General features: G+C 38.2%; 12 protein-coding genes. All 12 read left to right on the top strand.

Going from position 1 to position 14,651, the window contains the following annotated elements; all coding sequences use genetic code 11:
- Nucleotides 1–28 precede the first annotated feature (28 nt).
- The 12 genes from J1G40_RS00235 (at nucleotide 29) to purD (ending at nucleotide 14,596) form a co-directional block, all read left to right on the top strand.
- On the top strand, nucleotides 29–1,441 hold the full coding sequence (locus J1G40_RS00235; RefSeq protein WP_265240258.1) for an MBOAT family O-acyltransferase: 1,413 nt from the start codon (nucleotides 29–31) through the stop codon (nucleotides 1,439–1,441).
- Between the two features lie 35 nt (nucleotides 1,442–1,476).
- The gene (locus J1G40_RS00230) at nucleotides 1,477–2,349 is read left to right on the top strand and encodes a hypothetical protein (protein ID WP_265240257.1); all 873 of its coding nucleotides are present in this window, start codon (nucleotides 1,477–1,479) and stop codon (nucleotides 2,347–2,349) included.
- A gap of 32 nt (nucleotides 2,350–2,381) precedes the next feature.
- Complete coding sequence (locus tag J1G40_RS00225; RefSeq protein ID WP_265240256.1) at nucleotides 2,382–3,626, top strand: lipopolysaccharide biosynthesis protein; 1,245 nt, start codon at nucleotides 2,382–2,384, stop codon at nucleotides 3,624–3,626.
- 3 nt (nucleotides 3,627–3,629) lie between these two features.
- Entirely contained in the window at nucleotides 3,630–4,892 is a 1,263-nt protein-coding gene (locus J1G40_RS00220) for an O-antigen ligase family protein (protein ID WP_265240255.1), read from the top strand.
- Nucleotides 4,889–6,157 (top strand): hypothetical protein, encoded by a 1,269-nt coding sequence (locus J1G40_RS00215; RefSeq protein WP_265240254.1) that lies wholly within the window; start codon nucleotides 4,889–4,891, stop codon nucleotides 6,155–6,157. The genes J1G40_RS00220 and J1G40_RS00215 overlap by 4 nt, the downstream gene beginning before the upstream one ends.
- A gap of 51 nt (nucleotides 6,158–6,208) precedes the next feature.
- Nucleotides 6,209–7,342, top strand: coding sequence for a glycosyltransferase family 4 protein (locus J1G40_RS00210; RefSeq protein WP_265240253.1), 1,134 nt, complete (start codon nucleotides 6,209–6,211; stop codon nucleotides 7,340–7,342).
- Nucleotides 7,343–7,501: 159 nt separating this feature from the next.
- A complete protein-coding gene (gene wecB / locus J1G40_RS00205) occupies nucleotides 7,502–8,593 on the top strand; it encodes a non-hydrolyzing UDP-N-acetylglucosamine 2-epimerase (protein WP_265240252.1) in 1,092 nt (363 codons plus the stop codon).
- 27 nt (nucleotides 8,594–8,620) lie between these two features.
- Nucleotides 8,621–9,367 carry a glycosyltransferase family 2 protein gene (locus J1G40_RS00200; RefSeq protein WP_265240251.1) on the top strand — a complete coding sequence of 249 codons (747 nt, stop codon included), beginning with the start codon at nucleotides 8,621–8,623 and terminating at the stop codon, nucleotides 9,365–9,367.
- A gap of 23 nt (nucleotides 9,368–9,390) precedes the next feature.
- Nucleotides 9,391–10,758, top strand: a complete 1,368-nt coding sequence (locus J1G40_RS00195; protein WP_265240250.1) for a sugar transferase — start codon at nucleotides 9,391–9,393, stop codon at nucleotides 10,756–10,758.
- A gap of 158 nt (nucleotides 10,759–10,916) precedes the next feature.
- The gene (locus J1G40_RS00190) at nucleotides 10,917–12,215 is read left to right on the top strand and encodes a UDP-glucose dehydrogenase family protein (RefSeq protein ID WP_265240249.1); all 1,299 of its coding nucleotides are present in this window, start codon (nucleotides 10,917–10,919) and stop codon (nucleotides 12,213–12,215) included.
- Nucleotides 12,216–12,270: 55 nt separating this feature from the next.
- Nucleotides 12,271–13,257 (top strand): UDP-glucuronic acid decarboxylase family protein, encoded by a 987-nt coding sequence (locus J1G40_RS00185; RefSeq protein WP_265240248.1) that lies wholly within the window; start codon nucleotides 12,271–12,273, stop codon nucleotides 13,255–13,257.
- Between the two features lie 67 nt (nucleotides 13,258–13,324).
- Nucleotides 13,325–14,596, top strand: a complete 1,272-nt coding sequence (purD, locus tag J1G40_RS00180) for a phosphoribosylamine--glycine ligase (RefSeq protein ID WP_265240247.1) — start codon at nucleotides 13,325–13,327, stop codon at nucleotides 14,594–14,596.
- Nucleotides 14,597–14,651 lie beyond the last annotated feature (55 nt).

Genomic DNA, 14,651 nt, shown 5'->3' with positions numbered 1-14,651 from the left:
TCAGAAAAACCAGGTTTAAAAAATAAGGATGTCCTTTAACTCACTCGCCTTTCTGGTATTTATTTCGCTTTTTTTACTTCTATGGCAATTTGTTAAAGGGAAACATAATCTAAAATTCATTTGTTTAATCCTGAGTTCCTTCTTATTCTATGGCTGGTGGGATTGGCGCTTTCTTTTTCTTATTATATTTAGTGGACTCGTCGATTTTTTTGCGGCGAAATTAATAGACAAGCACAGGAACAGGGGCCGCATTATACTCATTTTTTCGCTTTTTGTAAACCTTTCTTGTCTTAGTGTATTCAAGTACAGTGTATTCTTGGCAGAACAAATAGAGAATTTTCTTCTTCTCCTTTCTCTAAATGTCAGCATTAAGGACAATCTACCGGCTTTTACTTATATACTTCCAGTAGGGATAAGCTTCTATACTTTTCAATCTATCAGTTATACCGTTGATGTGTATAAAAACAAATTGAAGCCCACACCTAATATCCTGCACTTCTTTTCATATTTGGTCATGTTTCCTCAACTTGTGGCCGGGCCGATAGTTAGGGCAAAGGATTTTTTACAACAACTTGCACGCCAACGAGAAGTATCTCCTTTGGCTTTCTGGAATGGAATAAAACTAATACTCCTGGGATATTACCAAAAAACGGTACTTGCAGACAATCTGGGCATTTTTGTTAACCAGGCATTCGCCGGAATAGATAACGGCACTGGTATTTACTGGTGGGTGGTCATGGGGTGTTTTGCATTTCAGATCTATTTTGATTTTTCTGGATATAGTCAAATTGCAAGAGGTTTGGCTAAACTTATGGGATATCATTTCAGGATGAATTTCAATCATCCTTATTTATCTGTTTCTATGCGAGATTTTTGGAGTAGATGGCACATTTCTTTGTCTACCTGGTTTCGCGATTATGTGTACATCCCTTTGGGCGGAAATAAGAAAGGGAGATTGAGATCTCATATCAATATGTGGATAACAATGCTATTATCAGGGCTTTGGCATGGAGCAGCTATTAACTTTGTGCTTTGGGGAGCATATCATGCTTTTGCATTGAGTGCGGAAAGGGTAATTGGAAAAATCTTCAAAATTTCAGGCTATAGAAAATGGAGGATACTTAGATGGACGGCTACCATGATTGTTGTGCTAATAGGTTGGGTATTATTCCGGGCGGCTACTTTCGGGCAATTCACTACTATCATAGAGGGGATGTTTTATCCGGATTTCAACATTCAATTCTTAACAACAAATCTGAACCTTATGATTTTTATTGCTTTAGCGCTGTTGTATGAAGGAGGTTATTTCTTATCAAAACAAGTATCTTTAATACCCAAAGACAAAATCCCCTATTTCGATTCTGTTAAATTTGCAATCATCCTGGTCTGCATATTATTTCTCAGAGGTCCGGAACAGGAGTTTATTTATTTTCAATTTTAATGAAGCAGCAGCCATATAAATATCAATTTTATATTATGACTGCACTGGCTTTGCTGCTAATTTATCTGGTCGGAACAGTGAGACCTCAGCCTATGAGTTCTGTGATTGCCAAGGAGAAATTCTGGGCAGATAAAGTACATGCAAAGACCAAATACAACGTCATTGTCGCTGGAGATTCTAGAGTATATAGGGGCGTTGCTTCTAAAGTTATATCTGATGAGCTCGCCGGTCTTAAAGTATTAAATTTTGGTTTCAGCTCAGGAGGTCTGAATAACGAGATTTATAATGAGATTGAAGAGCGCCTGGCCAATGAGGGCCAAAAAATAATTGTGTTGGGAATCACTCCCTATTCTCTTACTCCCAAGGCACAGTTAAATGAGCACTTTCTTCAAGAAAAACAGCGCGATAAAAAGGAAATTTTTAGAAGGCGCTTTATAAGCCCTGTCATCCATTTTTTTGATCCCATCAGCCCTACAGAAATTATCTATAGAAAGGATAAAAAAAAGGGATATTATGAACGGTTTAACAGGGACGGTTGGGTAGCTTCTTTAAAATATCCGGCAGATTCCAATGCCGCATTAAAAAGTTACAGGAAGAATTTTAAGGGGAATAAAGTGAGTGCGGAAGTAGTTCAAGAACTTTATAAAAGAGTTGCCAGATGGAAACGAGAAGGCTTTAGTATTTTTGCTTTCAGATTACCTACCACAGAAGGAATGTTATTGCTCGAAAACGATATAAGCGGGTTTGATGAATTGGAATTAAAAAACCAGCTGACGACATCCGGTGCCACTTGGATCGACATAGAAAACAAGCACAGTTATTCATCATATGATGGCAGTCATCTGGAAGAAGCATCCGCCGTGAAATTTTCCAGGTATCTCGGGCAAGAATTGAGAAAAAACTTATAATAATCAAAAAACTAACAGACATCTGGGCCAGATTGCTTAAATCTGAATTCTCTAAAAACGTATCTTCTCAAATACTGGGTACAGGAATAGCCCAGGCGCTGCCCTTTCTTGCCACTCCTGTTTTAACGCGTTTATATACCGAGAGCGACTTCGCCGCCTACACCTCCTTTTTTGCAATTGCTACCATCTTTGCGGTTGCAGTGGGAGGCAAATATCAAATGGCAATAGTGCTCCCAAAATCAGCAAAGGAAGCGCTAAGGCTCTTCACTTTAAGTTTATATATCACCTTTGCCTATTCCTTGCTTCTGGCGCTTCTTACAATTTTATTTTACGATTTTATAGACTTAAATATTGGGCAACTCATTTACCTGGTACCCTTGTATGTCTTATTCTTTGGAATTTGGAGTGCGTTTATAAACCTTTCAATTCGGGAAAAAACTTTTAAGGTAAATGCCTATGCCAAAGTATTGCAGTCTGTTGGTTATATCCTTACCGCCATCGGCCTGGGAATTGCAAAAATTGCCTTGTATGGCCTTGTTCTGGCCAAAGTAACAGGCACCCTGTTTTCCTGGGGATACCTGTTTAAGAAATCTTTGGTAAAGGCCAGAGTTGTGCCTGTACGGAAGCTTAAGGAGGTGGCGAAGAAGTATATAGATTATCCAAAATATGGAGTTGGACCAGCATTTCTTAACACTATTTCTTCTCAGGCATTGATTCTGATCCTGAGTAAGTATTATACCACTGATGATTTGGGGCATTTTGGTCTAACATTTATGGTGCTGAGCGCCCCACTTACATTAATTGGCACCTCATTTAAGGATGTATTTTATCAAAGGATTGCATCATTGATAAGTAGTGAAAAATACAAAGAAGCTTTGTCTTTTTTCAAGAAATCTGCCTGGTCGTTGCTGGTCATGGGCATTCCTATTTGCGCGATTCTGTACTTCTTCGGAGAACCTATATTTTCTCTGGTTTTTGGGGAGAGGTGGTCCAGGTCCGGGGTGTTTGCATCTATTTTGGCAGCAAGTTTTCTGATGAAATTGGTGGTGAGTCCGTTATCATCAGTTTTTAATGCTACCAACAGATTAAAAGTTGCTATGGTATGGCAGGTGACTTATTTTATAACAACTTTCCTTACTTTGGGGTTGTGTGCTACCGTTTTCAACTTTGACGTTGAGCAACTTTTTTATGTCTTTGTTGTCCACGAGATTGTGCTTTATAGCCTATATTATGGATTGCAATACAGAACAATGAGGAAATTTTATCTTGATGCCTGATCTATGCGAAATAAAATGAGCTTTGAGAAGATTAGCTGGCAGCGGCTGTATTACTACGCTGCACTTTTGTATGCTTTCTTTATTGCTCTGGATCAGCAATTAGCAACCATAGCACTTATCGTATGGGCCGTATTCTCTTTAATAAACTTCAATAGACTTAGTTTAAACAAAACAAGGTATCTTTTTTTATTACCCTTACTCTACCTCACCTATTTATTTGGGACTGTTATTTCAGGAGTGACTTCGCTGTCTTTTTTGGAGCATAAATTATCGATGCTTGTATTTCCATTGATCTTCTTTCTTCACGTTTACACAAGGGAAGAACGCATTAGGATCTTGCGCTTTTTTGTTTATGGCTTAGTGGTAGGAACCGCCCTCTGTGTATTTATGGCGTTTTATCGCTCCATGGTTTTCGAGGATGATGGGCTAAAATTTATTCCGAATGTATTAGAGGGGAAAGCGTTCCTGGAATCTATAATTTACGGTGGCAATCACTTTTTTGGCAATCATTTTTCTATGTTTCATCAGACGGTATATTTTGGACTTTACCTCTGTACAGGCATAGCTATCCTTCTTTTTAGCCAGGAGGTCTTTAACCGTAAAAAAAGATTCATTTTAATCTGTGCTTTCACAGGCGTTTTATTCCTGATTTCCAATAAGGCGGCATTTCTGGTGCTCGGTCTGCTTTACGTATATCGAATTTTATCTGCAAAAATCTCCCAGTCGAAAAAAGCGATTATTATAATTGGTTTTGTAACGGTAGGCCTGTTATTTGCCTTTATAAACCCCCGATTTAAGGAAAGTATTAGAAAACTGGCTAATAACGAAATAGGAGTTGATAAGAACGCGCGTTATGATTTTGCTACTCGAATCCTCAGCTGGGATGCTGCACTGCTCCTGATAGGAGAAAAGCCGTTACTGGGATATGGCGGGGGAAGTGCACAGCAAGAATTAAACAGGGTATACACCGAAAAGGAATATACTTTTCCCCTGAAAGAACAATTAAACGCACATAATCAATTCTTTCAGATCTGGATAGAAAATGGCTTACTGGGTTTAGTGGTACTTACCGGAATTTTTATTGCCTTATTCCGGGTATGCCGGAATGTTGAAATGAATAGAAATCTATTTTTTGCCATCCTTTTAGTGGTCTTTGTAAATATGCTCTTTGAGAGTGTTTTTAACAGGTTTTCCGGGGTTTCTTTTATTTCTTTTATTGTTTGTTTTATTTTTTCTGAAACTAAAGAGAGAGGAGGCGATCAATGAAACTGAGAATCCCTATAACCGTGTATTTTACAATATACTATTTCCTGCTATTGTGGCTTTACCATTATAAGATCATCACCTATTTTTACTGGGATAATATTGCTTTGATGAAAGAGGGGAGTTTTGATCTTTCTACCAACAGATTGGCAATATCGATAGCCATCTTTTTTCTAAATGCGTTCTGCCTTTCTGGTATTCGAAAGACAAAATTTGCTTTTATTTCCCTTTCTATATTTTTTGTGCTCCTGACTGTTCCTTCACTGATCGCATTTACCTCAGGAGAGATGTACCCCTTAGAGGTATTGGGATATCATCAACTATTCTTTTTTGGCTTCTTCGCCTTTTCATTTATAAAAATAGACTTTAGCGGCATCCCCGTTCTCAACAAAAGGCAGGCACTTTATTTATTGCTTCTGGTTACAACTATTGGGGTAATCCCCTATCTTCTGGTATATGGGCCTCATATAAATCTTAAAAACCTATTGTTCCTTGATGTTTACCAAACACGGAGCACCATGGGGGGGCTTTCTAATCCTTATTTTGGGTATACCTATTCGCTTTTTACGAAGATTATTATTCCCCTTATCATTGTTTTTTCACTTGAATTAAAAAACAAGGTGCTGGCCCTTGTAGGCGTGCTATATCTGGTGCTTTTTTATCTGTTCGGAGCGCATAAAACAGTATATGTCGGACTAATTCTGGTGCTGGTTTTTTACCGCTGGAGCTATAGTCAGACCGTAAAAAGGATACTTAACTATTCCAGTTTGCTTATCGTCATTTGTTTACTTTTGGCTTGGGTTAATTACGATTATCCCTGGATCCTAAGTTTCAGGAGGGTTCATTTTTTACCCACTTTACTAGACATAAGCTATATTGATTTTTTTGAAGGAAAACCGCTTTACTGGTCAGAATCTGTTTTAAAACAATTTTTTGAATACCCTTTTGATGTAAGGCACGAATATCTTATTGGGGAAGTGTATTTTAACCGGCCGGATATGGCTGCAAATAACGGATTGATCTCCGATGGTTTTATGAATTTAGGAGGATGGGGAGTTGCAATAAATGTGTTTATTGTAGCGGTTTATTTTATGATCTTAAATAGCCTTAAAATACCTTCTAAATATTTTGGCCTCTATTTCCTGGTTATTTTCTCTTTTTTAAGCTCTTCTTTGTCTATTGTCATCCTTACCCATGGAGCACTGGTATTACTATTGATTTCAATATTTCTTCTCAATCAAAAAGATAATAATTATAAGACGAATTAATGTATTGGAATTATGCTGTTATCTTTGCCCCTGAATTGAAAAAATCAGAATTTGAATAAGACAGCGACCAACAAAGTTTGTCATTTCACCACGGTGCATCCCCGTTACGATACGCGTGTGTTCGTAAAGGAATGTAAATCATTGGCCAGAAATGGATATGATGTTACCTTAATTGTGGCAGACGGACAGGGAGATGAAATAAAAGACGGAGTACAAATTCTGGATATTGGGAGTTATTCTGGAAGATTTCAGAGGGTCATCTCTTTTTCCAAAAAAATATACCAAAAAGCAATTTCCTTAAATGCGGACATCTATCATTTTCATGATCCGGAATTGCTGTATGTGGGTAAAAAGCTTGCAAAGAAGGGCAAAAAAGTGATATATGATGCCCATGAGGATGTTCCCAGGCAACTTTTGACAAAGGCATATATTCCTTCGATATTTAAATCGACCTTATCTCGTTTATTTGAAAAATACGAAGATAATATTGCATCAAAGCTTGCTGGAATCGCTACAGCTACCCCATTCATACGGGATAGATTCTTATCTAATAATCCGATGGCTGTGGAAATACAGAATTTTCCATTTATAGCAGAGTTTACCACCGCGCCCGAGGCAGGTGACAAAGCAAAGGATAATCACATATGTTATGTCGGGGCCATTTCCAAAGTAAGAGGGTTTCCCACAATTGTAGACGCACTGGAATATGCAGGAAATGTAGAACTATTGCTTGGTGGAAAATTTGAAAGTGAAGAATTAAGGAGTTTAACCACCCAGAGTAAAGGATGGAGTAAGGTGAGTGAACTCGGCTTTTTAAGCCGGAAAGATGTAAGCCAGACACTTATGAAATCTGTAGCCGGATTGGTAGTGTTAGAGCCAACAATTAATTATCTGGATAGTATCCCGGTGAAAATGTTCGAATATATGGCTGCGGGCATTCCGGTGATCGCCTCCGATTTTGAATACTGGAGGTCCCTAATTCAGGATTTGGATTGTGCAATTTTTGTCGATCCAAAAGATCCAGCAAGTATAGGAAAGGCCATTAATGAACTGGTATCAGATAAAGAGAGGGCCAAGGCCATGGGAAGCAGGGGTAAAGCCGCGGTACTGGAGAAATTCAACTGGGCAAATGAAGAAAGAAAGTTATTAGACTTCTATGAAAGGGTGCTCCTTGCAAATGATTAAATGAGCTACTGCCATTTATGGCTTTAGCCTCTCAGGATAATATTCCTTAAGTTTAAAGAAATAATAGAAATCAGTGTTATTCCTTTATCCTGCGAATACTATTTTACGAGGGAATAAAATTGAATTAAACAGCTAATTTTAGTTTTAGTGAGGCCACCATTGAAAATTATTACAGTAATAGGCGCAAGACCTCAATTCGTAAAAGCAGCGGTAGTCAGCAGGGCCATAGTAGCATTCAATAACCAGAATGAAAACTTAAAAATCAATGAGGTTATTGTACACACCGGACAGCATTTTGATGAAAACATGAGCAAGGTTTTCTTTGATCAGATGAATATCCCGGAGCCCCACTACAACCTGGAAATAAATAGCCTTTCCCATGGTGCCATGACAGGGAAAATGCTCGAGGAAATTGAAGGGGTATTAATTTCAGAAAAACCAGATTGGGTTTTAGTGTATGGAGACACCAATTCTACTATCGCCGGGGCATTAGCAGCAAAGAAATTACATATTAATGTGGCTCATGTTGAGGCAGGATTACGCTCTTTTAATATGGCCATGCCCGAGGAAGTTAATCGGATACTCACAGATAGGATCAGTGATATTCTTTTCTGTCCTACCGAAACGGCCATGACTAATCTGCTAGAGGAAGGATATAAAAACATTGACATAAAAAGGGTGAATTGTGGGGATGTAATGAACGATGCCGCTCTTTACTATAAAAGCAGAGCCGTTAAACCTGCTGCAATAGACCAGGACACGGCATTTATTTTATGTACTATTCACAGGCAGGAAAACACGGATTTTAAAGGCAAATTGGAAACAATTTTTAAAGCTCTGGGAGAAATCTCCAATGAGAAAAAAATTGTATTGCCTTTACATCCAAGAACCGTTAAACAATTAAAAAAGTTCAGGATAACACCAAACGCAAATATCAGGATAATTGATCCTGTCGGTTATCTTGAGATGATATGGTTGCTGACCAATTGTGAGGCAGTAATAACAGATAGTGGAGGTTTACAGAAAGAAGCATTTTTCTTTAAAAAGCCTTGTATAACAGTAAGAGAAGAAACAGAATGGGTAGAATTGGTAACCCATGGGGTAAACTTTCTTGTCGGATCCGATAAAGAAGCCATGTTACATGCCTATGATAAGCTTAAAAGTACCGTGATAAATTTTGACATTAATTTATACGGTAATGGGAATACCGGACAACTAATTGTAGAAGAATTAGTGGCGGCTACTCTTTAATATTATAATTATTAAGAAAATAGATTGTTGAATAAACTAGTTTCCATTGTAACCCCTGTACACAATTCCGAGGATTTTATCGCCGGTTGTATTGGCTCAGTCATTTCCCAGACGTATCCGCATTGGGAACATATTCTAGTGGACGATTGTTCAACAGATAAGAGTGCCCAGATTGTAAGGAAATATGTGGAAAAGGACGAGAGGATAAAGTTAATTGTTCTGGAAGTAAATAGTGGGGCAGGGATAGCCAGAAACAAGGCTATTGAAACTGCGGCGGGGGACTATATAGCTTTTTTAGACAGCGATGACCTTTGGGCACCGGAAAAACTTCATAGGCAATTGCATTTTATGCAAGACAATAACTATTATTTTTCATTTACTGCTTATAACACCATCAATGAAAATGGAGATGATATTTCCAGGGTTGTAAAAGCCAGAGAACGTGTTACCTATAAAAGTGCTTTATTTAAAAACCCGATAGGATGCCTCACTGTGATTTATGATCTTAATTTTTTTGGAAAACAGTTTATGCCTGCGATCAGGAAAAGGCAAGATTACGCCTTATGGCTTAAATTATTGAAAAAGACTGATGCTCACGGACTTAATGAGATCCTTGCTACATACAGACTGAGAAGCAATTCTATATCTTCAAATAAATTTGGCCTGCTCCAGTATGAATGGAAAATATACAGAGAAGTAGAAGGCCTATCCTTCCTTAAATCCCTCTTTTATATACTTTCAGCCGTTGTTTTGAAAATGAAAAGCTATTTTTGAGCCAGTAAAACAGAAATTCAAAAATGCCGAGGCCGTCTATATTAAATTCTATAGAAAGAAAGTTTATCCTTCTTGTGGGAGACCTTCTTATTATTGTTGCCTCACTTAACGTTTTTATAAACCATGCTATTGATGCTGAGTTTTTGTCTATTCCCTTAAAACTGGGCGTATTTTCTATTGGTCTTATTGCCTATTTATCGCTCTCCTATATCCTTGATTTTTTTAATCTGGAGAAAGTAGCAAGAAGACGATATGTACTTTCGCAATCTGTTTATATAGCAGCGCTTTTTGTTTTTGTTGTCTTTATACTGACCGTACTTTTCTATGATGTGAGCTTTTGGAGAATACCTCTGCTGTATTTTTTAATAATGACCCCCCTGGAAATTGCATTATGGCGGTTTCTTTTTAGTAATATTTTTCGGATAATTCCGGTGACAAAGAATGTTTTGTATATCTACGATGAGAAAACCGCGAAGAATTTAAAGGAAGACCTGAATACCATTAATGGAAAAGAGACGGCAACATTTTACAAAGTAAAGCTTACCTATTCTCTTGATAAGAATACCCTGGAAAACAAAAAGTTTTTCCTATCCGCTGCAGATAAAATTGATGCCTGGATTATCAATACAAAAAGCTACAATTTTATTCCCAAGGATTTGGAAAACATGCTATTGCAGTCTATGATAAATGGCAAGGAAGTAATTTCTTTTACTTCGTTTTATGAAAACACTTATGAGGCCATGCCGATAAGATCTCATAACGACAGTTTCTACGAAATTCTTCAAATAAGGAATAAGAAAATAAGATACTTACAACAGGTTTTTAGTTTCGGGATTAATTTTTCATTAGCCGTTTTACTGGGTTTTATATTTGTTCTTTCAGTCCCGTTTGTATTTATCTTAAACCTGTTTTTTAATAGGGGGCCATTGTTCTATGTACAAAAAAGAATAGGACAATACGGTAAGGAATTCAAGATCTATAAATTTAGATCGATGGTGGTCGACGCGGAAAAATCCGGAGCAAAGATGGCCACCAAAAACGACAGCAGGATAACGCCATTCGGGAGAATACTCAGGGTGTTCAGAATTGATGAACTCCCTCAGATTATTTCTGTTATCAAAGGGGACATGAAATTTATTGGTCCCAGACCAGAACGAGAAGTTTTTGTTAATCAGCTAAATCAAATTCTTCCATTTTACAATGTGAGACATGTTATTCCTCCGGGAATTACTGGATGGGCTCAGGTAAAATACAAGTACGGTGAAAACCTTGAAGATTCCATGAGAAAGTTGGAATACGACTTGTATTACATAAAAAACAGATCTATAACACTTGACTTTCGAATAATTTTTAAAACAGTGACCACTGTTTTATTTTCCAGAGGGGTGTAAATAATTGGCTTCAGGTATACTAACTTTCAAAATATTAAGTTTTGACCTAGAATCTTGTTTTTAATCAGAAATAATTGGTTAGCTAATTGACCACTGTTATTTTTGCCACTCAATTTTTGATCAACATTTTAAGATCCTAACAATTTTTAAATAAAAATATGAAAGTATCAGTAATAGGTACAGGTTATGTTGGCCTGGTAACAGGAACTTGTCTGGCAGAGACAGGCAACGAAGTAATTTGCGTAGATATTGATGAAAATAAAGTCAAAAAAATGCAAAATGGTGAAGTTCCTATTTACGAACCTCATCTTGATGTTATCTTTGAAAGAAACATACAGGCAAAACGATTAAGTTTTACGACCTCATTAGAAGAAGGTTTAGAACATGGAGATATTATCTTCTTGGCGCTGCCAACACCTGAAGATGAAGACGGTTCTGCAGATTTAAAATATATATTAGGTGTTGCCAATGATATTGGTAGTCTAATTAAGGATTACAGGGTTATTGTAGACAAAAGCACAGTGCCTGTCGGGACTTCTGATAAGGTGCGTGCAGCTATTGCTAAAAATGCCAAATGTGATTTTGATGTGGTTTCCAATCCGGAATTTCTGCGTGAAGGTTTTGCTGTTGATGATTTCTTAAAGCCAGAACGTATAGTAGTGGGATCTAGCTCGGACAAAGCCACAGAATTAATGCAGAAATTATACAGCCCTTTTGTGCGATCCGGGAACCCGGTGATCATAATGGATGAGAAGTCGGCCGAATTGACCAAATACGCCGCAAATTCGTTTTTGGCTACCAAAATTACCTTTATGAACGAAATTGCTAACTTCTGTGAAAAAGTAGGGGCAGATGTAGACAAAGTACGTATCGGGATGGGCACAGATTCCAGAATTGGAAAGCGTTTTCTTTTCCCGGGAATAGGTTATGGCGGGTCTTGTTTTCCAAAAGACGTAAAGGCTTTACACAAATCCGGGAAGGATTCCAATTACGATTTCCAGATTTTAGAATCTGTGATCGAAGTAAATCAAAAGCAAAAAACCGCGCTGATACCAAAAATAAAGAAGTACTTCAAGAACGATCTTAAGGGAAAAAATATTGGCGTTTGGGGGCTGGCCTTTAAGCCGGAAACTGACGATATTCGGGAAGCGCCTTCATTATACATTATAGAGGAACTTTTAGCTTTGGGAGCCAACATTACAGCTTTTGACCCTGAAGCCATGGACAATGTACAGCGTAAGCTGGGAGATCGAATTTCCTTTGCCAAAGGCATGTACGGAGCACTGGAGAATGCAGATGCCCTGGTAATTTGCACGGAATGGGGAGTTTTCAGAAACCCTAATTTTAAAGTAATGAAAGAATTACTTAAAGACAATGTTATTTTTGATGGGCGTAACTTATATGATACTCAGGAAATTAAAATGGAAGGGTTTCATTACGAATCTATCGGGAGATAGGGAATGCTAAACAGTTTGCTTTACATTTGTAACAGTGACATTTAAAAGATAAAATTTGAAGAAGGTACTAATTACAGGAGCGGCAGGATTTTTGGGATCTCATCTTTGTGATAGATTTATTAAAGAGGGATATCATGTTATTGCCATGGATAACCTAATTACCGGTGATCTAAAGAATATTGAGCACCTCTTTAAACTTGAACAATTTGAGTATTATCATCACGATGTTACAAAATTTGTCCATGTCCCCGGGGATCTGGATTATATCCTGCATTTTGCCTCCCCGGCCAGTCCGATTGACTATTTAAAAATTCCAATACAAACTTTAAAAGTGGGGGCGCTAGGAACTCACAATCTTTTGGGATTGGCAAAAGACAAAGGGGCAAGAATCTTGATTGCCTCAACTTCAGAGATCTATGGAGATCCTTTGGTACATCCACAAACTGAAGAGTACTATGGAAATGTAAATACTATAGGACCAAGAGGAGTTTATGATGAAGCCAAGCGCTTCCAGGAGTCTATTACAATGGCTTATAACAGGTTTCATGGGGTAGAAACGCGTATTGTCAGGATCTTTAATACATATGGCCCCAGGATGCGGCTGAATGACGGGAGGGTTATCCCTGCCTTTATGGGCCAGGCGCTACGAGGAGAAGATCTGACTGTCTTTGGAGATGGTTCACAAACAAGGTCATTTTGTTACGTTGATGACGAAATTGAAGGAATTTACCGATTATTGTTAAGCGATTATGACCTTCCTGTGAACATTGGAAATCCACACGAGATTACCATCAAGGATTTTGCCGAAGAAATCATTAAACTTACTGGAACAGACCAAAAGATCATCTACAAACCTTTGCCAAAAGATGACCCACTACAAAGACAACCCGATATTTCGAAGGCCAAGGAAATTTTGGGGTGGGAACCAAAAGTGGGGAGAGCAGAAGGGATGAAAAAGACTTTTGACTACTTCAAAACACTTTCTCAGCAGGAACTGAATAAGACCGATCACCGAGATTTCAGCAGTAGAAACAAAAGATAATCGATATCTGATCTTTTACATGTCATTTATCAAATTCAAAGTGTATTTTTGCCGAAACTTCTAAGGCATGAATGTACTGATTCTGGGCGCTGGTGGTAGAGAACATACTCTGGCGTGGAAATTAAAACAAAGCCCAAAGCTCAATCAATTATATGTAGCTCCTGGTAATGCAGGAACCTCTGAAATAGCTATTAACTTAGCGGTTGGGGTAAACGATTTTCAGAAAATAAAAGACTGTGTTATTTCTGAAGGAATCAATATGCTGATTGTTGGCCCGGAAGATCCCCTGGTTAATGGGATACATGACTTTTTCTTAAATGACCAGGAAATTGCCCATATTCCAGTAATTGGCCCCGAGAAGGCGGCAGCGACTTTGGAAGGCAGCAAAGAGTTTGCTAAAAAGTTTATGAAGCGACATGCCATTCCAACTGCCGGTTACCAGAGTTTTACTTCCGACAATCTCGAAGAAGGATTTACATTTCTCGAAAGCCTACCCCCACCTTATGTTCTTAAAGCGGACGGTTTGGCAGCTGGTAAAGGAGTTCTCATTCTAAATGATCTGGAAGTTGCCAAGAAAGAATTACAGGCCATGCTAATAGATTCAAAATTTGGCAATGCCAGTGCTACAGTGGTAATAGAAGAGTTTTTATCGGGAATAGAGTTGAGCTGTTTCGTTCTGACAGATGGCGAGCACTACAAAGTGTTACCGATGGCAAAGGATTACAAAAGAATTGGTGAAGGAGATACCGGGTTAAATACAGGGGGCATGGGAGCTGTCTCTCCCGTTCCTTTTACTGATGAAGAATTTATAGAAAAGATTCACTCTCGAATTGTTCAACCTACTGTGACCGGACTAAAGAAAGACGGCCTTCCATACAAAGGGTTTATTTTTATTGGTTTAATTAAAGTAGGGGAAGAACCTTATGTTATTGAATATAATGTTAGACTGGGGGACCCTGAAACGGAAGTGGTGATTCCAAGAATAGAAAATGACTTGCTCGAAGTTTTTAAGGCCGTAGCCGATGTTCGTTTAAACGAAATAGATTTGATGATAGATAAACGCGCGGCCACTACCGTAATGTCTGTCTCTGGGGGCTATCCTGAGGCCTATGAAAAAGGAAAAGTAATATCAGGTCTGGAAGATATACAGGATACGGTAGTATTCCATGCCGGGACACGGATAGATGATGGCCAGGTAGTTACCAATGGCGGCAGAGTACTTGCTGTAACGGCTTATGGAACAGACTTCAGTAAAGCCCTAAGCCTGTCTTACAAGGATCTGAAAAAGATTTCATTTGACGGAATGTACTATCGGAAAGATATCGGATTCGACCTTTAGCGTTTAGGCGGGAGCCAAAACCACTATAGGTGTTGTGTCAAAAAATACTTGCCTG

Source organism: Muriicola sp. Z0-33 (assembly GCF_026126425.1).
Classification (GTDB): domain Bacteria; phylum Bacteroidota; class Bacteroidia; order Flavobacteriales; family Flavobacteriaceae; genus JAFMPW01.
The sequence above is the reverse complement of the archived record's forward strand: the minus strand, read 5'-3'. Positions and strand labels throughout refer to the sequence as shown.

Coding starts and splice junctions, on each gene's coding strand:
- J1G40_RS00235 (WP_265240258.1), top strand. CDS start 29: ATGTCCTTTAACTCACTCGCCTTTCTGGTATTTATTTCGCTTTTTTTA.
- J1G40_RS00230 (WP_265240257.1), top strand. CDS start 1,477: ATGACTGCACTGGCTTTGCTGCTAATTTATCTGGTCGGAACAGTGAGA.
- J1G40_RS00220 (WP_265240255.1), top strand. CDS start 3,630: ATGCGAAATAAAATGAGCTTTGAGAAGATTAGCTGGCAGCGGCTGTAT.
- J1G40_RS00215 (WP_265240254.1), top strand. CDS start 4,889: ATGAAACTGAGAATCCCTATAACCGTGTATTTTACAATATACTATTTC.
- J1G40_RS00195 (WP_265240250.1), top strand. CDS start 9,391: ATGCCGAGGCCGTCTATATTAAATTCTATAGAAAGAAAGTTTATCCTT.
- J1G40_RS00190 (WP_265240249.1), top strand. CDS start 10,917: ATGAAAGTATCAGTAATAGGTACAGGTTATGTTGGCCTGGTAACAGGA.
- purD (WP_265240247.1), top strand. CDS start 13,325: ATGAATGTACTGATTCTGGGCGCTGGTGGTAGAGAACATACTCTGGCG.